The sequence below is a fragment of the Planctomycetota bacterium genome (genome assembly GCA_038746835.1).
In the GTDB taxonomy this organism is placed as follows: domain Bacteria; phylum Planctomycetota; class Phycisphaerae; order Tepidisphaerales; family Tepidisphaeraceae; genus JBCDKH01.
In genome coordinates this window covers 1-21,697 of the sequence record JBCDKH010000010.1, presented here as the reverse complement: position 1 = coordinate 21,697, position 21,697 = coordinate 1, and the positions used below count along the sequence as shown (strand labels likewise).

The window sequence follows — 21,697 nt, the reverse complement described above, 5'->3', positions numbered from 1 at the left end:
AACCGGGCGAGAGAAAGTAGAAGACACTGTCCATACATGGCGGGTGCGACGCACGTCGCATTAAGCAGCATTGTCTCGGAAAGGTGGCGTATCACGTGATCGCTCTCGAGCCTATTGCAACGTCGACGATCGCGCGTATTGGATCCGATCTGGTCGGGAGGCTCTCACAGATTGATAGGAAGACATCGAGTAGGATCAGTCGCGTTGATTTAGAGCAGGCTGTACAACACCGATTGCGAGAGCTGAGGCAGGTCAAAACATTCTGGTTTGATAAAGAGCCAAAGGATATAGCAGATTTTTTCATAGATAGATCGTTCTCAACACAACTCGGTGCAATCACCGCGAGGTCGCTTGATGATCTTCCCGGTAGAAACATCCTTATTGAGGGGCACGCGGGGCATGGAAAATCTCTGTTCATGCGACATGCTTGCGCGATCGAGCAGCAGTTGAATCGCGCATTCGTCGCATTCGTACGCTTGAGAGATGTGTCAGATGAGATGTCGCTAATGGATTTATTGGTTGGATACTTTTCTGATCTTCAGGCTGACTTTTCGCCAAGAGATGTTCTAGACTTAATCCAACGCAACAATGTAAGTGTATTCCTCGATGGATTTGACGAAGTTCCTCACAATGCGCAGAAAGCGACGATTGAAGCGATCAATCAAATGTGTCATCGCGCAGAGTTCGGTGATTCGCGTGTCATTGTTAGCAGTCGTCCGCGGGGAAGGCTTCAGCGATCTGGCTATTTCCGTAACTTAACGTTGCTGCCGCTATCAGAGGAGCAGGCGCACGAGCTCATCTGGAAACTTGACCCCGAGGGCACGCTTGCGACGTCAATCATTCATCAACTGCGCACCAGTAAGAACAGTGACTTTGAAGAGATGTTGACTTCTCCACTCCTTGTCACTATCCTGCTTGTAATATTTAAGAAGACACGCCGGCTGCCCGATAACTACTGTTGAGTTTTATGACAGGCTGTTTCCATTGCTATTCGAAGAGCATGATGAGTCGAAATAAGCATACTTGCGTGAGCTTCGATGCGAGCTGAAAATTTCTGCGTTCCGGAAAATATTCGAGATAATCTGTTTTGAATCAAAGCGATTCGGTTCGATCGCTCTCTCGACACGCGATATGGAATCTTGCTGCATTGCGGCAATCGAACATCTGAGAATAGAAGCTGACCCAATCGATGTCTTGCATGACATCGAAGCGGCCACTAGCCTGATAGTCAAAGATGGAAGCGTCTTCGAATTTGCGCACAAAACGGTCCAGGAGTTTTTCGCAGCGTCGTGTCTGTGCGAGTTGAACGAATCGGCAGCGGGGTCTCTTCTGCATGGCATTGTCGAGCGAGATCTCGGAGAGTATTGGTTAAACGAAATGAACTTTATTAGGCAGATTATGCCTTATCGCTATACAAAATTCTTTGCTGAGCCGCAGCTTAGGCAGTGTCTAAGCGAGTTCGAAAGGGCTACGAGAGAGTCGCGAAAGAGAAGGTTGAGCTTTGTATTCGGTGAATCGTACGTCAACTTGTTCTCGCATTCAGAAGAAGCAGTCCATCTAGGTAACGAACGTTCTGTGGAGCTTGTATATATGGGTCCGTTTAGTCAAGTGATTGAGTTTTGCCTCTCGGAGCCCCAGGCGAGGGATATATCGGCGCTAGTTCCTAAAGTCGATCTCGCGAAGAATATCAAGGCACGAGGCGAAGTTGATGATAACAGTCTCCATGAGTCGGAGCTTCGTACTAGAAGCGTCATTGCGCTTGTGGAAGGGATTGAGAAAGCGGAGTTTGTCTTTGACGCTATCGCTGATGAAATATGTAGGGTGGCAAGTGAGCAGCACCAGGTTATGCTTGACCAGATCGCTGAGGATGAGTCAGCTGGAGATCTGACGATCAGCAGGTTGAGGGATGACTGGTCGGGATAGCAGCTTGTTCTGCACGGGCGACCTCGTGGGATGGCGCTCCTCCTGCACCTCGCCCGATGGGTAGTGGTGCAGTGTTTTGTGCGGCGGGGCTTCCGGCGGTTGCTTGACTTCGTCACGCCGGTCGGTCGTGCATCCGAGGCTTGCGGGAAGAGCCGGTGATTTCGTAGTCAGATGAGGCGCAGCGATTGCTGACGAGGAGCCGTCGCGCTGCGCGATGGCGGCCGGCGGGACGGATTGTCGGGGTGGCAGCGAACCGGCGGCGGGGTGGTGGCGGAGTTGGGTTGCGGCGGGGTGGCCGGTGGGTCGTAGTCGGGTGTTGGCGGGGTCGGCGTTGGGTGTCGGCCGCGCCGGGGCGGGGTATCGGCGGGGACCCAACAGTGTCCAACGCGCACCGCGTGGTGCGCGCTCCACGTGGGCCATTTTCGACGCGATTTACGGCGTGACGAACTGGATGTCAGGCGCTGCCGGGATGTAGCCGGCGGCGGCACCGGCGCGGAGGAAGCGGGTGATCGCCTCCTTGCCGCTAGGGCCGTAGTCGAGGGTCCAGTCGTTGACGTACATGCCGACGAACTTGTCGGCGGTCGCGGTGTCGAGGTCGCGGCCGTACTTCATGCTGTAGCGGACGGCCGCTTCGCGGTTGTCGAGGCTGTACTGGATGCTGTCCCGCAGGACGCGGGTGGCGTCGGTCATGGAGCCCTCGCCGTGCACGGCGTCGAGGTCGCGGCGGATGCAGTTGCAGCCCAGGGGCAAGGGCAGGCCGTCGTTGTGCTCGTTCCACCAGATGCCGAGGTCGGCGATGAGGTGTAGCCCCATGTCGCGGTAGGTGAGCTGGCCCTCGTGGATCAGGAGCCCGACGTCCGCCCGGCCTGACAGCACGGCCTGTGGGATCTCGTCGAACATGACGACCTCGTAATCGAAGGCTTCGCCCGCCTTGCCGAGGAAGAGTTGGCAGGTGAGGAAGGCGCTGGTTAGCGTGCCGGGGACGGCGATTTTGACGCGTTTCTCCCGAAGATCGTCGGGTTTCATGGGCGTCTTGGCGACGAGCATCGGGCCGTAGCCGTCGCCCATGGAGGCGCCGCAGCTGGTGATGGCGTACTTGTCGGCGACGAGCGGGTAGGTGGCGACGCTGATGGCGGTGAACTCGAGGTCGCCGGTCTTGGCGCGGTGGCTGAGGGTCTGGATGTCCTGCATCACGTGCTGGAACCGCCAGCGGCCCGCGTCGACGAGCGGCGGGTCCTGGGCGAGCGCGTAGAACATGAACGCGTCGTCCGGATCGGGGGAGTGGCCGAGCTGGAGGGTGACCTGGTCTGCCATAGGCAGTCAGGCTAGGAACGAGCGACGAGGGTGCCTGTCGGTTCTGAAAGTGCTGCCGGGCCGGTGGTTTCGCAGACTTCGAACGTGGCGGGCAGCTGGACGTGCTGGGGCGAATCGATCTCGCCAGCGAGCTTGCGAAGGAGCAGCGTCGCCGCTTCTTCCCCCAGGCGGAGGGCGTTCTGGCAGACGCAGGTGATGGCGGGTGATGTGTCGAATCGCCGGACCGAGTCGTCAAATCCGACGATGCTCAGTTCGCCCGGCACGTCGATGCCGACGGCCTTGCACGCGCTGACGGCTCCGATGGCGGGCTTGCCATCGGTGAACAGAAGGGCGGTCGGCCGGTCCGGCAGCGTGGCGATGCGACGGATGATGCTTTGTCCGCTGCGGAACTCGGAATCGCAGGTCCAGCGCCAGTCGCGACGTTCCGCCAGGCCATGCTTAGCCATGGCACGCTCGAAGCCGAGGACGCGTTCGCGGTGGTCCCAGTCGCCGGCGGTGCGTCCGACGAGCCCGAGGTCGCGATGGCCGAGGTGGACGAGGTGTTCGACGGCCTGCTCGTAGCCGGCGGCTGAATCGACGGTGGCGGTGGAGAGGTCGGGGTGATCGAGGTGCGAGGCGACGAGGACGATCGGCAGCCGCTCGTCGGCCATGGCTTTGACGACGCGATCGTTCTCGGGCCGGACCTGGACGATCGCGCCGCGTAAGCCCTTGCGCAGGAAGAACTCGCCGAAGCTCTCGGCGGGTCGCTTGTCGCGGTACGGGTCGATGAGGGCGAGGTCGAACTGGTGCTGGCTCATCACGGAGCCGATGCCCCCGATCAGCGCCGAGTGGTAGCCGCCCATGTCGCCGTTGAAGTGGCCCAGCGGGTGGACGAAGCCGATGTAGCGGCTCTCGTGGAGCCCGTTGTCGCGCTCGAAGCCCATGGAGCGAGCAGCTTCGAGGACGCGCTGTCGGGTGGCACTGCCGATGCCGGGACGATTGTTCAGGACGCGGCTGACGGTGGCGCTCGAGACGTCGAGGTGCTCGGCTATCTGCTTGACCGTTGCCACAGCTCAACTCTACGACGCAAACATTACGCAAGCCTTGCTTTATTGCTTGCGTTGTCCGTGCGGGTGGTTTACGTTCCCGCCGAGGGTGCCCGGACGCGGGCACAGACGTCTGTTTGAGCGAGGAGAAACATGAATTTGCACCGTCTTCCGTTGGTGATGGCCGCTTCGGCGGGATCGTTGGCTCTTGCCTCGTCCGTCGGGGCTGCCGTGGTCTTGGACTTCACACGATTCCCTGGAGCCACGGTTGGCGACGACCTGGTGGTCAACGCTGTTGCGAGTCCGAGCACGGACTCCGGGACGACCTTCGCGACCTTCACGCTCGACGATCCGGGCGCGACGGTCACGACTTTGAACCTCGACTACACAGGCGAGGGAGACGGCCCACAGGCCGGTGCGAATCGTCCGGAGCTTCGCTCGTTCAACGAAGGCGGGCTTGGCATCAACTCGGCCCTTGCCAACAACCAAGACACCAACTCAGCGATCGATGAGGTCGGCATTGTGCCAGGCGCAGCTGACGAGTCGCTGACCTTTTCCTTTAGTGAAGACCTGCTCGTCACCGCGATCGCGCTTGCCGGCAACTTCGAGACGGGCGAGACGGTGCTCATCGACAACGGCGGAACAATCGTCCCGATCACACTCGCGGATACCTCGACCTTTGACCTGAATGGCGAGTCGGTGAATCTCTTCACCTTCGCCTCGCCGCTCGAGCTCACCGCCGGGGAGAGCTTCACGTTCACCGTTGGCGACGATGGCGATGACAGCAATCGCGCGGATGTGAGCGTGTCCGGCCTGATCGTGACCGTCATCCCCGAGCCTGCGTCCGCTGCGATTCTCGCACCGGCCGGGCTCATGCTGATGCGTCGCCGGCGGTAGGGCTGGAGCGTTGATGGCTGCGGGAAGAGAACGCTGAAACTGCTCTGTTTTCCCTGCAGGAGATCGCATGACCCGTTGGAACGTTTGCAGTAGCCGCCCATGCCGACGTGGCTTCACGCTCGTTGAGCTGTTGGTCGTGGTCGGCATCATCGTGCTGCTGGTGGCGATTCTGTTGCCGGTGCTCGGTCGGCTTCGCGAGTCCGGGCGGACGGTGACGTGCCTCAGCAACCTGAGGTCGATCCACCAGGGCACGCTGACCTACGCGCAGGCCTTCGACGGTTTCCTTCCGCCGGCCAACATCACGTTCAACTTTTCTGGGGATTTCAACACCGATCGCACGAACTGGTGGTTTGTGGTCGACGGTTACATTTACCCCGAGCGCGGAATGACCAACGCGACGAACGGCGATCCGTCCGAAGTGTTCAAGTGCCCGAGTGCATCCATTGACGGCGGTATCGCCCACTATTCCGCGCCAAGCCGGGTCTTCGTTCAGCTCGGGCTCATCACCGACGAGCTGTACCGGCTCGCGAGGGCGAAGCGGACCTCGGAGATCATCTTGGCGGGCGACGGCGTTCAACGCCTTGCGATTCCCGAGTTCAAACCCAACGGCAGCCGCGACTCGCGCTGGGCACGAGCGGGTGAGCGTTTCAAAGGGGAAGTGAGTCCCACGTCGGTCAACCTCGGCTTTTACGACCCGGATCGCGATGGCATGTTTGATCCGATCACTGACAGTGCTCCCGACAGCCCGAACTTCGAGAATCCAGACGATTCGACCAACGGCTACGTCCGGTGGCGACACGGAGATGACGAAGATGCGGGCTTCGCATTCCTTGACGGCAGTGCCAAGGCCATGACTCGCGGCGAGGTCCTCAACGCCAACATGCGGCCGGACCGTTGAATCGGGCGGTTGGCCTGCGACGCATCTGCTGTTTGCGGTGTTGCCAAGCCCGGCTCGGCGTGGCTGGTCATCGGCTGAACGCCGTCAAACCGCGTTCTGAGCGGTTTCCCAGCCGACCGACGAGCCCCTAGTGCAATCCTTGCACGATTGTTTCTTTTCTATTGCAAGGCTCGCAGCGAGCAGGTACAATGCGGGAGGCACGACCGGCCCGGTCCATTCGTGCTCCGTATGACCACGCGTCTGACCACCAACTCCCTGACTTCGCGGAGGAGCGAAAATGATCACCAAACCCATCGCCGTCCTGGCTCTTGCCTCGAGCGTCGCACTCACTGCCCCGGCTCTGGGCAGCGTTATCCTCGTCAACGACACGTTCGACGACGGGACGAATCCCGGCTACGCCGATCCGTCCGGCGGCGGCGGCACCGTCTCCGTCGTGGCTGACACGGGCTTTGGCTCGAACGCGTTACTGCTTGAGACGACGTCGAACAACCGGACCGCCACGCGAGCGTTCTCCCCGTCGCTGCTCTTGAGCGATGTCGGCGACTTTGTGGAGTTGGACCTCGATTACCGCTTCGGACAGGACATAAACGACAACTTCTCTGTCGAGTTCAACCTCATTGACAGCGTTTCTGGCGTGGAGCTCGGAAGCGCGATCAACCCATCCGCCGCAACCAATGGCGGGACTTTCTCGACGGAGCTCGACAACAACGCTGGCCGGTTCGACACGATCGCGAGCGGTCAGACGCCGCAGAGCCTCACCTTGCGCGCGGATGTGACCGCGCCAGGTGAGCTTGTCTTCAGCATCAGCTTCGATGGCGGCGTGACGACCGAGTCGTCGAACACCGTCATCATCGGAGGCCCAGCTTCGAACGGTATCGGCACACCCGTCACGTTCGACACGTTCGAGTTCGGGTTTGCGTCCGGACAGCAAGGACTGCTCTACCTCGACAACGTCGTGATCGAATCCAACGCGGTCATCCCCGAGCCGACCTCGGCGGCTGCGATCGGTCTCGGCTTGCTCGGCTTGGCCGTGCGTCGCCGTCGCTAGGGCTTGACCCGAGCAACGCGTCGGGGGGTGTGGGGCTTCTGGGTGAGGGCGGCGTGGGGTCGGTGGGGATGGTGGGGTTGGTGGGGAATGGGTGAGAGGTGCAATCGGCTCGACTGATTTCCCGACACCGTGTTCATTTGAGGAGGCTCATCATGAATTGCCATCGGACGGTTTCTTCTCGTTCGCGCTGTGGTTTCACGCTCGTGGAGCTGCTCGTCGTCATCGGCATCATCGCACTGCTGATCTCCATCCTGCTCCCAACGCTTGGTCGAGCACAGGATGCAGCCAGAACGACGAAGTGCCTGAGCAACATGCGACAGGTCGCAACGGCTGTCATCGGCTACGCGAGCGAAAATGACAGCGCGCTCCCCTACCAAGTGAATGCGACCAATGCCGTCGCACTGGGAGCCGAGCCGACCAACTGGTTCTTCATGATCGATGCCTACATGGACGACGTCAATGGTGGCTCGAACTGGACGCAGAACTCGGAGCCGACCCCGGCGTTCCAGTGCCCGTCCGCGGTTCTGGATGGCGGGAAGTACCACTACTCGGCACCAGGGCGAATCATGACCTGGATCAGCGTCGACGATCCGTTGACGTACAAGATCACGCGATCGAAGCGTTCGTCCGAGACGATGATGATGGTTGATGGCGTCCAGCAGCTCGTGACGAACAGCTCGACGCCGGTTCCGTTCTCTCCTGGTGCCCCACAGCTGCATCGCGCTCGCGAGGTGCTCGCCCGCGCAGTTGCCGACGGCCAGGCAGACTCGGCAGTCGCGTTCTACAACGAGGACGATCCGACGCTCTTCGATCCCATCAGCGAGAGCCCAGAGGGAGCGCCGAACCACGAGAACATCAACGGCGAGACCCAGGGCTACGTCCGCTATCGCCACCAGGCAGACACGGCAGCCAACCTCGCATTCCTCGACGGGCATGCCGAAACGCGCAAAGTAGGTGAGATTTTCAACTACAACGTTCGCCCTGACCGGTGAACTCGGCAGACCGTTTCTGGACGCTCGAACCGAGCCTCTCAAAGCCAAAACATCATGTTTTCCTCCCTCTATCCGCGGCTGTTCGTCGCTGCTGCGCTCGTTTCGCCTGCGGCTGCGATCGCTGACTCCGTGACGCTCGTCGAGCCCTCGCAGGCGGCGGTGGACGCGTCGAGCTCACTAGACAGCTACATGACGCTCGGCGAAGTCGACGGCCAGCCCGTCTTCGTCATCAACTTCGGCGACGAGAAGCCCTACCCACACCTCGGATTCCGACCCGAGTCGGGTGAGGCGTGGGACCTGGATGCTTTCGAGCAGGTTGAAGTCGACGTGATCAACCTGAGTACAGAGGCACTCAAAATCGGCATCCGTGTCGACAACCCCGGTGCGGGCGGCGGAAAGAATGCCACGGGCGGGTCGGCAACCGTTGAGCCCGGGATGACCGGCACGATTGTCGTCGAGTTCAATCGTCGGACGAACATGGACCTCCGGGCCGAGCTGCTTCACATGCAGCACACGCCCTGGGGCAAGCGGATGCCGATGACCGCGACGATCGATCCGGCCGACGTCGTCAAGATCCAAGTCTTTCTGCAGAAGCCGCCTCGCGAGTACCAAGTCGCGGTGACCGAGGTGCGGGCCGTCGGCTCATACGACCCGGCGTCTGCCATCGCGGCCGATCCGTTCTTCCCGTTCGTCGACGAGTTCGGCCAGTACATCCACGGCGACTGGGATGGCAAGGTCGACAGTGTCGAGGACCTTTTTGCCGACAAGGCCGCGGAAGATGAGCAACTGAGCGAGGGCTACCAACTGCCGGGCCGCGATCAGTACGGTGGCTGGCTCGACGGGCCGAAGCTGGAGGCGACGGGTCACTTCCGCACCGAGAAAATCGACGGCGTCTGGCACCTCGTAACGCCCGATGGCCATCTCTTCTGGTCGCTGGGCGTGTGCGTCGTCAAGACGGGTGGCATGACGCCGATTACCGAAGATCGCATTGGCTGGTTCCGCAACCCGCCGTGGGAGTCGGATCCGAACATGGAGCAGTTCCTCGGCACCGGCCAAGTCAAGCGGGGCGACTACGAGAGCGGCGAGGTGCCTTGCTTTGCCTTCTACTCGGCCAACCTGTACCGCAAGTACGGCGACAACTGGCGCGACGAGTGGCTTGAGCGGACGCCCAAGCGTCTTGTCACTTGGGGCTTCAACACCATCGCCAACTGGTCGGACGACGAGCTGCACGAGGAGAAGACCATCCCGTACACGGACTGGGTCTTCATCAACTCTGCCAAGCTGCCGTGGCAGCCGGGCACGCGGAATCGCGTGAGCGATCCGTGGAACCCGATGCTCCGCCGAGAGCTCGATCGACGCATCGGCGGCATGCTGGCCGAGAGCAAGGACGACCCGTGGTGCATCGGCGTCTTCGTCGACAACGAGCTCTCGTGGGGCGACACGTCGTATCTCGCCACCGGTGTCGTCGAGAAGGGCAAGCCCAACGAGTATGCCAAGCAGGCGATGCGCGACTGGGTGAAGGAACGCTACGACTCGGTCGAAGCGCTCAACGAGGCCTGGGGCAGCAGCTACGCGAGCTTCGCAGACTTCCTGAAGCCGACGCCCGCCCCGACCACTGAGGCCGGCATCGCCGACCTGGTCGCCTTCAACGAAGTGATCGTCCGCAAGTACTACCAGACGGTGCACGACGCCCTCGAAAACGCGGCCCCGAACAAGCTCTACTTCGGCGATCGTCTGCTCGCCTACGCCAACCCGCAGGTCGTCCGCGTCGCGGCTGAGTTCTGCGACGTGGTGTCGACCAACCTGTACCGCGACTCGATCGGTGCCTGGCGACCGGCGGCCGACATTGACAAGCCGGTCATCGTCGGCGAGTTCCACTTCGGCACGCGCGAGCAGGGCGTCTTCGGACGCGGTCTCGTTCAGGCCAGTTCTGCCCAGGACCGGGCCGACAAGTTCAAGGCGTACGTCGAGAGTGCTGCCCAGAACCCGCAGATCGTCGGCGTCCACTGGTTCCAGGCGGTTGATCAGCCCACCAGCGGCCGATCGCTCGACGCGGAGAACCACGGCATCGGCTTCGTCAGCGTGACCGACAAGCCGCATCCGGAGATGCTCGAAGCGTCGCAGGCCGTCTCGGCCGAGCTCTATAAGCTCCGCAGCCAGGCCGAGTGACCCGGCACATCACATGGGCGGGACTTCGTCCTCTTCCATGACGGACTTCTGAGTCTCGCTGCGATACGGCTCGGGCAGATCGCCGCGACGTTCGGAGATGCCAGGGAACTGATCCTCAACGATGCCGCGTGCAATGAGGTCGCGTTCCTTGATCGCTCCCATGTCCGGCTTTTCTTCAAGCCAGCGGTCCATTCGTTCGCTGAGACGCTTCAGGATGCCGGCCCGTGCCGGATCGTCGGCGAGGTTGCGGACGCACGCGTAGTCGGTCTGAAGGTCGTAGAGCTCCTCGGCCGGCTTACTCCGCTGCATGAAGAGTGCCGCGGGCCCCTTGAGCGTGCCCTCGTGGTTCATCTGCCGCATCGTTTGAACGGTCGGCATGAGCTCCATGTAGCGGTTGCGCTGGGCGCACGGAAGCTGAGGGAAAAAATTGCGGACGTAGTGCCACCGGCCGTCGGTGCAGGAGCGGACACGGTCGAACGACTCGTCCATGCGATCACGCCCGCCGAAGACAACGTCGTGGCCGGGTTGCGTCGCTTCGCCGAGGAAGACACGTCCGTCATGGTCCGGCGACGGTTCCCTGCCCGCGAGATTGTTGATTGTCGGTGCGAAGTCGACCCACGACACCAGGTCGTGCCGAACGCTGCCCGCGTCGAGATGTCCGGGCCACCGCACGATCATCGGCATGTGCAGTCCCGCCGGGTACGGCCAGCGTTTTTCGCGTGGCAGACCACGTCCGTGGTCGGCGATGAAGAGCACGATCGTGTCGTCGGCCTTCCCTGAGGCGTCGAGGGCGTCGAGGATCTCGCCGACGTCCTTGTCGATCTTGTGGATGTTGTCGTAGTGCCGCGCGATGTCCTCCCGCACGGCCGGCACGTCCGGCAGGTAGGGCGGCACCGGCGCTTCGTCGGGATCGGATACGGCGGGCGAGCGCGGCTTCTCGACGGGGTGGCCGACCTCGGGAGCAAAGGTGCCGACTGGCCACATGCCGCTCTCGTGCGTCTCGTTGAGGTTCACGAAGGCGAAGAACGGCTTGCCGTCGCCCAGCGAGCCCTCGCGAAGACGATCGATCCACGGGTCGCGATCGTTGACCCAGCCGTCGGGCTCCTTGAAGTTGAAGTCGAGCTTGGTCGGCCAGGAGACGTAGTAGCCGGCGTCCTGGAGATCCTGCGTGAAGAGACGCGGCGGGTTGATCAGCTTCGACCGCATTTGGTGCGTGCCGATCTTGGTCGGAAACTGCCCCGTCACCATCGCAGCGCGCGAGGGCGCACAGACCGGAGAAGTCGTCCACGCCTGATCGAACCGGCAGCCCTGCGATGCGAGACGGTCGAGATTGGGCGTTTTGGCGTAGTGATCGCCGTAGCAGCCGAGCAAACGACCGGTGTCTTCGCCAACAATCAGGACCACATTGGGCTGCATTTTCCCAACTTAACAGCGATCGCTAACGGCTGCACCGGCTGCCGACCGATCTCATAGGATTGTCGCAGAATAAACCGCCATCGACCGGCGTTGAGCGAGAGGAGTCGCTGCATGGTGTCCAATTCCTTTACACGATCTCTGCCCGAAAACCTTCAGCCGTGGGAGCCGAGTGACGGCGACCCGTTTGATGCTGTCAAGGCTGGGCACTTGCTCAACCGCGCGACCTTCGGCGGCACGCCCGACGAAATCGCACTTGTCCAGAAGCTGGGCGTGTCCGGGGCGGTCGACCTCTTGCTCGATTTCCCCGATGCCTCGGCGTCTGAGATGTCGCGCACCGACGTTCCCGACGACTCTGCCTTGGCCGACGTTCCGCGGACGCGTCAGGAACGCCGTCAAGCCATGTCTCAAGTCGGGCGCGGCGTCGGCGAGGAAGCGCGCACGCAGCGACAGCTTTTGCGGCAGCAGTGGACGCGTTCCAGCCTGCAGCACATCGTCGCTTGTCAGGCCTGGTGGCTTCGACGGATGGTTGACGGGCCGTACCCGCTGCAGGAGAAGCTGACGCTGTTCTGGGCGGGGCACTTCACCAGCTCCATCCGCGACGACCGAGAGGGCTCTTGGCGGCTCTGGAATCAGAACGAGACGCTCCGCAAGTTCGCCGCCGGCAACTTCATCGAGCTGGTCTCCCAGATGAGTCGCGACCCGGCGATGCTGGGCTACCTCAACAACGACCAGAACGTCGCCAGCAGCCCGAACGAGAACTACGCCCGTGAGCTCATGGAGCTCTTTACGCTGGGCGTCGGCAACTACACCGAAAACGACATCAAAGAGGTCGCCCGCTGCTTCACCGGCTGGACCCATGACGGCGTCGAATTCGTGTTCTACGACGTCCGACACGACAACGGCATCAAAACCGTCTTCGGCCGCAGCGGACGCTTCGGCGGGGACGAGGTCATTCGGCTCCTCGCCATGCACCCGGCTTGTGCGCCGTACATCGCCGGCCGGCTGTGGCACTACTTTGTCGGTGCCGAGCCAGACGCCCAGCTGAAGACGATCCTCGGCAGTGTTCTGTCGGGTGCGAACTTCGAGCTTCGGCCGCTCCTGCGTGTCATTCTGCGGAGCCGCGCGTTCTACAGCAGCGATCACATCGGTAACAAGATCAAGAGCCCTGTGCAGCTGGTCGCCGGAAGCTATCGGCTGTTCGGTTCCGACTTGCCTGGCCCGCGCCAGGTCACACGCGACCTCGAAAAGCTCGGCCAGATTCCGTTCGCTCCGCCGAACGTCAAGGGCTGGCCCGGCCAGTACGACGGCAAGCGATGGATCAACACCGCGACGCTGCTCGCCCGGTACAACCTTGCCAGCAACATCGCCGCTCAGTCGCGACCGACGCCCTCGTCCGAGGATCCGTCCGAGGTCGTCGCCTACTGGCTCGGCCGGCTTATTCCACGCCCAATCGAGTCGATCAAGACGCGCCGCCTCACCAACGCCGTCGGCAGTCCGCCTTCAACCAGCGGCACGCTCGACGCCGTCAAGCTGATCGTCTCGATGCCGGAGTATCAGCTTTGCTGAGACCGGAAAGCTTGAAGAGTGCAGCTTGAAGCTTGGAAAAGCGACGAGCCAGACCTTCAAGCTTCAAGCTTCCTCCTTCAAGCTTTCTGCCATGCCCACTCCCACCACCCGACGCGCGTTTCTCTCCAGCGGCCTGACGATGCTCGCCGCAGGCGTCACGGTGCCGTCGTTCATCAACCGCACCGCCTTTGCCGTCGGCGATCCGTTCGGGCAGAAGGGCGTGGCCGTTGACAGCGGAACCGATGGCAAGATTCTCGTCGTCGTCCAGCTCTCTGGCGGCAATGACGGGCTCAACACCGTTGTGCCCGTCGGCGACGACGCCTATCACGCGGCCCGGCCAATGCTGCGATTCGGGCCCGACCAGGTGCTTCGCATCAGCGACTACGTCGGCCTGCACCAGAGCCTCGAACCGCTCAAGGCACTCTTTGACGACGGACGGATGGGCATCGTCCAGGGCGTCGGCTATCCGAACCCGAACCGAAGCCACTTCACGTCGATGGACATCTGGCACAGCGCCACCCCCGGCGAAGCGGCCAAGAGCAGCGGTTGGCTCGGGCGGTTCTTCGACAGCCAGTGCGCTGGCACCGGCGCGAACAACCAGGCCGCGGGCATCGAGCAGAGCATCGACCCGCAGATCGGGGTCAGCCTCGGCGAGTCCAATCGACTCGCCATGCAGGGCGAGCAGGTGACGGCCCTCTCCTTCGAAAACCCGGCCGACTACCGCTACAAGGGCCCCGACGCCGACGCGATGGCGGCGTTGCAGCTCGGTAAGGCTGGTGGCGACGAGCTCGACTTCCTCACACGCACCGCGATGGACGCGCGGGTCTCGAGCGACAAGGTGCTCGACGCCATCCAGGGCCACACGCCGCCCAAGGACTACCCACGCGGCGAGTTCGGCGACGGTCTTCGAACGACCGCCGCGATGATTCGTGGCAAGCTGCCGACACGCGTCTACTACGTCAGCCTCGGCGGCTTCGACACGCACGCGAACCAGCTCAACAGCCATGCCCGGCTCATGCAGCAGTTCGCCCAGGGCATTGACGCCTTCCTGGCTGACCTGCGGCAGCAGGGCAACAGCGAACGCGTCGCCGTCATGACCTTCAGCGAGTTCGGCCGCCGCGTTCAGCAGAACGCGTCTGGCGGCACGGATCACGGTGCGGCCGCGCCGATGTTCTTCTTCGGCGATCGCGTCACGCCAGGCCTGCTGGGCCGGCACCCGTCGCTCGTCCAGCTGGACAACGGCGACCTCGCGTACACCGTCGACTTCCGTCAGTGCTACGCGGCCGTGCTGCAGCAGTGGCTCGACACGAGCCCCGAAGTCACCGCGGCCATCCTCGGCGGACGATGGGAAGCACCGACGCTTCTACGCGGTTGAACGGGTTTTGAAGATCGGTTGATTTTCGGCTCTATGCTGGGCCGTGAGTAACGACAAGACCACGCTTCCTACCGACGCTCCAGGCAAGAGAGTCGCCACGCCGGCGGACCTGGCGGCGGACGCGTCCAAGGTCCATCTTGAAGCCGCCCACGCGTTCGCCAAGGACGCAACCGGGCCCGAGTGGCTCAAAGACCTGCGCGAGCGAGCCGTGCGGGTCTTCGAGAAGAAGGGCTTCCCCGGCAAGCGGGAAGAGTCGTTTCGCTACACCAACATGCGTGCCGCGACGAACGGCAAGTTCGCCCTCGGCACCGGCGACGAGGCGGCTGCGAAAGTCTTCGTCGACGCGTACGCGTTCGAGGCGGTTGCAGCGACCGTCGTGATGGTCGACGGGCGTTTCAGCAAAGACCTCAGCACGATCGGCGACCTGCCGGCCGGCGTTGTCGTCGGCGACCTCTTCGACATGGGCCAAAACGAGCCCGTGATTCAGAAGGAGCTAGCCCGGCAGGCCGACGTGGAGACCAATCCCTTCGTCGCGCTCAACACCGCCTTCCTCGGCGGTGGGGCGGTCGTCCACGTTCCGAGCAAGACGTCGATCGACAAGCCGATCCACGTCCTTTCGATCAACACGGGCAACTCGGCCTCCGACGAGGAGGCCGTGGTCTACCCGCGGCTGCTTGTCATCGCCGGTGACCGTGCCGAGTTTTCGCTGGTCGAGACGTTCGTCGGGCCCGAGGAGACGGCGTACCTGACGAACGCCGTCACCGAGATCGTCGCCGGAGCCGACTGCCACATCGACCACAACAAGCTCAACGCCGAGGGCCGCGATGGTTTGCATGTGGCGACGATGGAAGTCGACATCGGCAAGTCGACAGTCTTTGTCGATCACAACTCAACGATCGGCAGCCTCCTGACACGCAACGACCTCAACGTTCACCTCAATGGCGAGCGGGCCGACGCGACACTTTCGGGTGTTTCGATCTTGACGGGCAAGCAGCACGTCGACAACCACACGCTGCTCGATCACCAGGAGCCGGATTGCCCGAGCTTTGAGCTGTACAAGCACGTCCTCGACGACGAGGCCAGCGGCATCTTCAAGGGGCAGATCTTTGTCGCGCAAAAGGCCCAGCGGACCGACTCGAAGCAGTCGAGCCGGAGCCTATTGCTGAGCGACGACGCAGCCATGCAGAGTCAGCCGGCGCTCGAGATCTATGCCGACGACGTCAAGTGCACCCACGGCAGCACGACGGGGCCGCTGGACGAAGAGGCTGTCTTCTACCTCAACAGCCGCGGCGTCAGCGGCGACATGGCCAAGCGGCTGTTGACCTACGCCTTCGCCGCCGACGTGACGCGCCGAATCAAGGTCGAGGCCGTACGCCAGCGGGTCGAGGACCACATGGCCAAACAGCACGGCCTGCCGACCGACTTCCGCATTCAGGACCTGGCAGACGCGACGGAGGACGTGGTCTTCTGATACGCTTGCGGCATGGTCATTGAGGAGATCGAAGCAGCGGCGGTGGCGTTATCGGAGGCGGATCGGCTGGAGCTGATTCGTCGTCTGGAACAGTCGCTTCATGAGCAGGCCGATGAGCCACCGGCGAGTCCCGAGGCGATTGAGCGAGCGGACCAGGTTCGGAACGGGACGGCAAACCTGGTCGATGCCGAAGAGATGTTCACGCGTCTGCTGGAGAAGCGGCGGTGAGGACCGTCGTTCACCGGCAGGCAGAGAACGAGTTGATCAAGGCGGCGGATTATCTCGACGCTCAAGAACCGGGAGCAGGGCTGGGCGACGATCTCATCAAGCGGATGCGGGCCTTGACCCGTCAGGCGGCTGAGGCACCGCGGCGCTATCCGGTGGTCGATGAGCGTCGCGGCATCAGGCGGGCTCGCGACGATCGGTTCCCCTACGTCATCGAGCTCACTGTCGAGCCGGACCACCTCTTCGTTCTCGTGATCAAGCACGCAAGCCGGCTGCCGAGCCACGGTCGCAATCGAAAGACTGACTGAGGCAGCACGAACGCTGGTGGCGTTACCGATCCGAGCGTCTGTTCGCCTTAGCAATGGCAGTGCGTCCCCGACATCGGCACGCTCGAGCGTCGTGATTCGCGTGCTGCGGATGGCGACGGCGAGACTTCCGTTGCCCTCTGCCGATCAGCTAGATTATCGCGATGCCGACTATTGCAGCCGATGTCGAAGCAGCAGGCATCCGGCTACGCGACGCCGGCATGCGGCCCGTTGCGACCCATGCGTCGCCGAGGCTGTCGGAGTCGGCGGGGTGTGAGCTGTTCTGCAAACTGGAATACCTGCACCCGACCGGGTCGTTCAAGGAGCGCGGCGCGCTCAACGCGTTGCTCGTGCGGCGCGACGAAATCGACACCGGCGTCATTGCGGCGTCGGCTGGAAACCACGCGCTGGCCCTCGCCTATCACGGCCGGGCGCTCGGCATTGCGGTCACGGTCGTCATGCCGACGACCGCACCGCTGGTGAAGATCGCGACGTGTCGGAGCTTCGGGGCCGAAGTCGTGCTGCATGGACAGACGTTCGGCGAGGCGCGGCAGCATGCAAACCAGCTCGTTCATGATCGTGGCCTCGTCTACATCCACGGGTTCGACGACCCGGCGGTGATTGCCGGTGCTGGGACGGTCGGACTGGAGCTGCTGGAAGAGGTGCCTGACCTCGACGCGATCGTCGTTCCCGTCGGCGGTGGCGGATTGATCGCGGGCATCGCGACCATCGTCCACGAACGTCGGCCGACGTGTCGCGTGATCGGCGTCGAGACGGAGGCCGCGCCGACGCTGACGGCCGCGCTCGAAGCGGATCGACCGATCGACGTCGAGACACGGCCGGGCATCGCCGACGGCCTGGCGATCCCTCGGCTGGGCGACAACGCATGGCCCGCATGTCGCGATCACGTCGACCACGTCGTCCAGGTCACGGAGAGCGCGACGGCGCGGGCTGTGCTGAACCTGCTCGAAGTGGAGAAGGCACTCGTCGAGGGAAGCGGGGCGACATCGCTGGCGGCGGTGATGGGTCCGCTACGTGACGGGCTCGCAGGCAAGAAGGTCGCGATCGTTCTGTGCGGCGGGAACATCGACGTCCAGGTACTCGGCCGGATCATCGAGCGCGGCCTCGCGGCAGACGGGCGGTTGTGTCGTCTGACGTGTCGCGTGAGCGATCGTGCCGGGTCGCTGTCGTCGTTGCTGACGACGATCAAGCAGGCCGGGGCAAGCGTGAAAGAGGTCTATCACGATCGCAGCTTCGGCCCTGCGGATGTGGGCCGCGTCGACATCTCGCTGGTGCTCGAAACGCACGACAAGACGCACGTGGCCGAGGTACACGAGGCGCTCCGCGAAGCGGGCGTCGACTTCTGGGTGCCGCGGGTCAGGCGGTAGCGGGCGTCGCCTGCAGGACGCGCTTGCGGAAGAGCCACCACGCGACCCCGAAGACCGCCGCCATGCCGACGGCCGTCGCGATGGCGGGCAGCGGGTTGTCGAGCGAGCTGCGCGACCCGGCGAACGTCGTCACCAGCACGTACGGCACGACGCTGCCCGTCCACGCGAGCAGAAACCTGCCGAACCGCATTCGCGTCATGCCGCTGAGGCACGCGGTCATTTCCGGCAACATCGGCGCGGCGCGTGAGAGCAGGATCATCGCAACGCCGTGCGTGCGGAAAGCGTCGTTCATCTCGCGTCGCCGGGTTTCGTCCTTCACGACGCGGCGGACGAGTGCTTCGCCGTACTTCCAGCTCAGGCCGTAGCCGACCAGGCCAGCGAGGTAGAGACCGGTCGCACCGGCGACGAAGGCGAGCGGAAAGCCGATCAGGTAGCCGGCGAGCATCAGCACCGTCAGGGTCGGCACGAAGATGAACAGGTCGACCGTCAACAGTCCGGCAACGACGGCCATGGCCCAGATCGGCGAGGCTTCGCGTGCGGCTTCGAGGCCGGCCTGGATTCGGGCGGGCGTGACCAGACCCGTCGCCCGCGCGACGATCATCATCGTCGTAAAGAACGCGAACAACGGCAGCATGACTCGGATGAGCGAGCGCATCGGCCCGGAGCGTAGTGGCCCGTCGGCGCTGGTCGTTGATTGGTCGCGACGACATAGCGTGCACGCGTGAGCGACTGGGACTTGGGCATCGTCGGCGGCGGGGCGGCGGGACTGGCGGCGGGCATCTTCGCGGCGGAGGCGAATCCCAAGGCACGCGTCGTCGTGTTCGACGGGGCGAGGAAGGTCGGAGCGAAAATCCTGGTGGCAGGCGGTGGGCGGTGCAACGTGACCCATCACAAGATCGACGCCCGCGACTACAACGCGGCCACGCGCAACTTCGTCAAGAACGTCCTGGCCAGCTTCACCGTCGATGACACGATCGCGTGGCTTCGTGACATGGGCGTCGAGCTCAAACGCGAGCCGACCGGCAAGCTCTTCCCGACGACGGACAAGGCGCGGACGGTCTTAGACGCGCTGCTGACGCGCCTGGCTGATCGCGGGGCGACGCTTTTGACGGAACACCGCGTGACGTCGATTGAGCAGGCCGACGACTCCTTCGTCGTCCGCACGCCGCGGGGTGAACACCAATGCCGTCGCGTCGTGCTCTGCTCTGGCGGACGTAGCTTGCCCAGGACCGGCAGCGACGGCGGCGGCTATGTCTTGGCCAGGACCCTCGGCCACACCGTCGGCGGGACGCACGAAGCGCTCGTTTCGATGACGCTGCAGCAGCACTTCTTCCACGGCGACTTGGCCGGCATCAGCCACGAGGCCGAGATCACCACGACGGCCGACGGCAAGCCCGTGGATCGAAGACGCGGTTCGCTGCTCTGGACGCACTTCGGCGTGAGCGGCCCGCTCGCGATGGACGCGAGTCGCCACTGGCTCGCAAACAAGGCCGCGGGTCGCGAGGTGAAGTGGTACCTGAATCTGTTGCCGGACGAGACGTTCGAGTCGGTCGAAGCGACGCTGCTGCACATGGCCGAGAAGACGCCCAAGCTGCCGCTGCGGTCGACGCTCAAGCAGTGGTCGACCGCCGAGTCGGATTCGCGTTCGCCGTTACCCGAGAAGGTGTCGGAAGCAGTGCTGTGGCAGACCGGCGTGGACGACAAAACGCCGCTCGCTCAGGTCCGACGTGACGACCGGCGCAAGCTCGTCCACGCACTGACAAACCTGGAGCTGCCCGTCGAGCAGGCGCGCGGATGGAACCACGCGGAAGTGACGGCCGGCGGTGTGCCATTGTCCGAAGTGGCGTGGAAGACGATGAGCAGCCGCGTCACGTCCGGGCTGCATCTTGCTGGCGAGATCCTCGACGTCGACGGCCGAATCGGTGGGTTCAACTTCCAGTGGGCCTGGGCGACGGGTTTCCTCGCTGGCCGGGCCGGAGTGTCAGCATGACGATCGCGCGCGAGCACCGTCTGCCGCTGGTCATCATCGGCGGGGCGATCGTGTTCGTCATGGTGCTCCACTTCGTCGCGACGACGTGGGGCCCACTGACCAGCCGGGACTCGCTGCAGTACCTGCGTGCGGCGCAGAGTGTGACCGAGGGCCACGGCGTGTCGGTGTCGCAGGTGGAGGACGGGCGGGTTGTTTACCGGCCACTGTCCTGGTGGCCAGGCTTGTTTCCGACGGTTCTGGCGTGGCTGTCGATGGCGACGGGTCTGACGCCGGGGCAGGCCGCGCGGTTGCTGCACGTCGTTTTGCTCGGCGGCTTGATCGCGCTCGTGGCTGCGACGACGGCATGGGCGCCCTCGGGTATTCGGCTTCGACAATCGGACGATGAAGGCGACGGTGTCACGACCCTCTGGCCCGCCGCGGCGGCGGCGTGGTTGGTGGCGTGCCAGCCGAAGGTGCTCCGCGTTTATGTGCACGTCTGGACGGAGCCAATCTTCGTCACACTGACGCTGCTGACGTTGCTGCTGGTCGTTCGGCACGTGAGCCGACCGTCATGGAAAGTCGCAGGCTTGCTGGGCGTGCTGACGGGGCTCGCGTATCTGACTCGCTACGCGGGTATGTCGCTGGTCGTCGGCGTTCCGTTGCTGCTGGTCGTCGTCGCGCTGACGAGCCAACAGGCTCAGCCTGTGGGACGTCGGAGGATCGTTTTGCAAAGCGGCACCACCTTGCTAGTCGGGGCGTCATTCGTCGGGGCGTGGGCGCTGCGCAACGTCCACGTCGGTGCCCGGGCGACGGGTCGCAAGGAAGCGCTGGACGTCACGTGGAGCGAGCGATGGGAGCTTCTGGTGTTCAACCTCGAGACGATCGGGGATCAGGTGGTGGACTGGGTGTGGCCCGATCCGGGGTTGGGGATCGGGGTGGGCTGGGTGGTGGGGATCTGGGTGGTGCTGGTGGGTATGGGGATTGGGTTGGTTCGTTTTCGAAGCAGACTCAGACCGACTGAAGTCGGTCAGCCTTCGTCGGTTGTTCCCGTGTTCGTGCTTGCAGCGGTGGGGTATGTGAGCTTCATCCTGCTCGTGAAAGTCTTCCTTGATCAGGGATACGCGGACTATCGGCTGATGATGCCGGTGCAGGTGTTGCTGCTGACCGCAGGGGTCGTGGTCTTCAGTCGCGTGTCAGTCCGGTTGCCGAGGACCGTGTCGCTGGTGGCCGGCGTGGTGCTGGTCGGGCTGATCGTTGGACGGAACGTCGATCGCACGATCGGCTACGCGCTCGATCGCCGCGTCGATGAGCAGGGGCCGACGCCGAAGCTGTCGACATCGCCGGTGACGCGTCGGCTGATCAAGACGCTGCCGCGCGGGGCGTGGGTCGCGTCGTACGGACAGCACTCCAAAGTCCTCGCCGCCCGCGGCGGGTACGTGCGATGGCGGGTGCCCGGAGCGTCGTGGTCGCCTGACGCCGACGAGCTCGATCGCATTCAGACTGCCTTCACAACCGACGGCGGAGCGTTCGTCGTGCTCGATGAGCGAGACGGCGAGGACAACGGTGCCGTCCCACCCGAGCAGTTTGCCGACTTGATCGGCCTCGTCGCGATGCCTCGGCAGCCGGGTGACGACGGCGTCATCTACGTGCTCGACGACGCAGCGCCAGCAACCCGACCAGCGACGTCGCGATAGCCGGCTCCGGCACCGTCGCGGC

General features: G+C 63.5%; 19 protein-coding genes. 15 read left to right on the top strand and 4 right to left on the bottom strand.

Features of this window, described 5'->3' with window-relative positions; all coding sequences use genetic code 11:
• The first annotated feature begins 95 nt into the window (after positions 1 to 95).
• Together AAGI46_02365 and AAGI46_02360 are read left to right on the top strand one after the other, a co-directional pair.
• Positions 96 to 962, top strand: a complete 867-nt coding sequence (locus AAGI46_02365; GenBank protein ID MEM1011048.1) for an NACHT domain-containing protein — start codon at positions 96 to 98, stop codon at positions 960 to 962.
• 61 nt (positions 963 to 1,023) lie between these two features.
• The gene (locus tag AAGI46_02360) at positions 1,024 to 1,923 is read left to right on the top strand and encodes a hypothetical protein (GenBank protein MEM1011047.1); all 900 of its coding nucleotides are present in this window, start codon (positions 1,024 to 1,026) and stop codon (positions 1,921 to 1,923) included.
• A gap of 432 nt (positions 1,924 to 2,355) precedes the next feature.
• On the opposite strand, the gene AAGI46_02355 is transcribed toward AAGI46_02360, so the two are convergent.
• Together AAGI46_02355 and AAGI46_02350 are read right to left on the bottom strand one after the other, a co-directional pair.
• Entirely contained in the window at positions 2,356 to 3,237 is an 882-nt protein-coding gene (locus AAGI46_02355) for an MqnA/MqnD/SBP family protein (protein MEM1011046.1), read from the bottom strand.
• 11 nt (positions 3,238 to 3,248) lie between these two features.
• Entirely contained in the window at positions 3,249 to 4,286 is a 1,038-nt protein-coding gene (locus AAGI46_02350) for a LacI family DNA-binding transcriptional regulator (GenBank protein MEM1011045.1), read from the bottom strand.
• A gap of 129 nt (positions 4,287 to 4,415) precedes the next feature.
• Here AAGI46_02350 and AAGI46_02345 point away from each other — a divergent pair, with 129 nt between their 5' ends.
• From AAGI46_02345 to AAGI46_02325, 5 genes are all read left to right on the top strand, one after another.
• Complete coding sequence (locus AAGI46_02345; protein MEM1011044.1) at positions 4,416 to 5,159, top strand: hypothetical protein; 744 nt, start codon at positions 4,416 to 4,418, stop codon at positions 5,157 to 5,159.
• 67 nt (positions 5,160 to 5,226) lie between these two features.
• A complete protein-coding gene (locus AAGI46_02340) occupies positions 5,227 to 6,057 on the top strand; it encodes a prepilin-type N-terminal cleavage/methylation domain-containing protein (protein ID MEM1011043.1) in 831 nt (276 codons plus the stop codon).
• A 277-nt stretch (positions 6,058 to 6,334) separates the two neighbouring features.
• Positions 6,335 to 7,105 carry a PEP-CTERM sorting domain-containing protein gene (locus tag AAGI46_02335; protein ID MEM1011042.1) on the top strand — a complete coding sequence of 257 codons (771 nt, stop codon included), beginning with the start codon at positions 6,335 to 6,337 and terminating at the stop codon, positions 7,103 to 7,105.
• Between the two features lie 152 nt (positions 7,106 to 7,257).
• The gene (locus AAGI46_02330) at positions 7,258 to 8,097 is read left to right on the top strand and encodes a type II secretion system protein (GenBank protein MEM1011041.1); all 840 of its coding nucleotides are present in this window, start codon (positions 7,258 to 7,260) and stop codon (positions 8,095 to 8,097) included.
• 54 nt (positions 8,098 to 8,151) lie between these two features.
• On the top strand, positions 8,152 to 10,266 hold the full coding sequence (locus AAGI46_02325; GenBank protein MEM1011040.1) for a beta-galactosidase: 2,115 nt from the start codon (positions 8,152 to 8,154) through the stop codon (positions 10,264 to 10,266).
• 9 nt (positions 10,267 to 10,275) lie between these two features.
• Here the strand turns inward: AAGI46_02325 and AAGI46_02320 are convergent, their stop codons facing one another.
• On the bottom strand, positions 10,276 to 11,682 hold the full coding sequence (locus AAGI46_02320; GenBank protein MEM1011039.1) for a sulfatase: 1,407 nt from the start codon (positions 11,680 to 11,682) through the stop codon (positions 10,276 to 10,278).
• Between the two features lie 111 nt (positions 11,683 to 11,793).
• On the opposite strand from AAGI46_02320, the gene AAGI46_02315 reads away from it, so the two are divergent.
• From AAGI46_02315 to ilvA, 6 genes are all read left to right on the top strand, one after another.
• Positions 11,794 to 13,248 carry a DUF1800 domain-containing protein gene (locus tag AAGI46_02315; GenBank protein ID MEM1011038.1) on the top strand — a complete coding sequence of 485 codons (1,455 nt, stop codon included), beginning with the start codon at positions 11,794 to 11,796 and terminating at the stop codon, positions 13,246 to 13,248.
• Positions 13,249 to 13,339: 91 nt separating this feature from the next.
• The gene (locus AAGI46_02310; protein ID MEM1011037.1) at positions 13,340 to 14,623 is read left to right on the top strand and encodes a DUF1501 domain-containing protein; all 1,284 of its coding nucleotides are present in this window, start codon (positions 13,340 to 13,342) and stop codon (positions 14,621 to 14,623) included.
• A gap of 43 nt (positions 14,624 to 14,666) precedes the next feature.
• Entirely contained in the window at positions 14,667 to 16,094 is a 1,428-nt protein-coding gene (gene sufD, locus AAGI46_02305; protein MEM1011036.1) for a Fe-S cluster assembly protein SufD, read from the top strand.
• Between the two features lie 12 nt (positions 16,095 to 16,106).
• Positions 16,107 to 16,322: a hypothetical protein gene (locus tag AAGI46_02300; protein MEM1011035.1), complete on the top strand. Its 216-nt coding sequence runs from the start codon at positions 16,107 to 16,109 to the stop codon at positions 16,320 to 16,322.
• Complete coding sequence (locus AAGI46_02295; protein ID MEM1011034.1) at positions 16,319 to 16,627, top strand: type II toxin-antitoxin system RelE/ParE family toxin; 309 nt, start codon at positions 16,319 to 16,321, stop codon at positions 16,625 to 16,627. Before AAGI46_02300 ends, AAGI46_02295 begins: the two co-directional genes overlap by 4 nt.
• Before the next feature lie 161 nt (positions 16,628 to 16,788).
• Entirely contained in the window at positions 16,789 to 18,012 is a 1,224-nt protein-coding gene (gene ilvA, locus AAGI46_02290) for a threonine ammonia-lyase (GenBank protein MEM1011033.1), read from the top strand.
• On the opposite strand, the gene AAGI46_02285 is transcribed toward ilvA, so the two are convergent.
• Positions 18,002 to 18,667, bottom strand: a complete 666-nt coding sequence (locus AAGI46_02285) for a VTT domain-containing protein (protein MEM1011032.1) — start codon at positions 18,665 to 18,667, stop codon at positions 18,002 to 18,004. The genes ilvA and AAGI46_02285 overlap by 11 nt on opposite strands.
• A gap of 66 nt (positions 18,668 to 18,733) precedes the next feature.
• On the opposite strand from AAGI46_02285, the gene AAGI46_02280 reads away from it, so the two are divergent.
• Positions 18,734 to 20,002 (top strand): NAD(P)/FAD-dependent oxidoreductase, encoded by a 1,269-nt coding sequence (locus AAGI46_02280; protein MEM1011031.1) that lies wholly within the window; start codon positions 18,734 to 18,736, stop codon positions 20,000 to 20,002.
• A complete protein-coding gene (locus tag AAGI46_02275; protein MEM1011030.1) occupies positions 19,999 to 21,675 on the top strand; it encodes a hypothetical protein in 1,677 nt (558 codons plus the stop codon). Before AAGI46_02280 ends, AAGI46_02275 begins: the two co-directional genes overlap by 4 nt.
• The last annotated feature ends 22 nt before the right edge of the window (positions 21,676 to 21,697 follow it).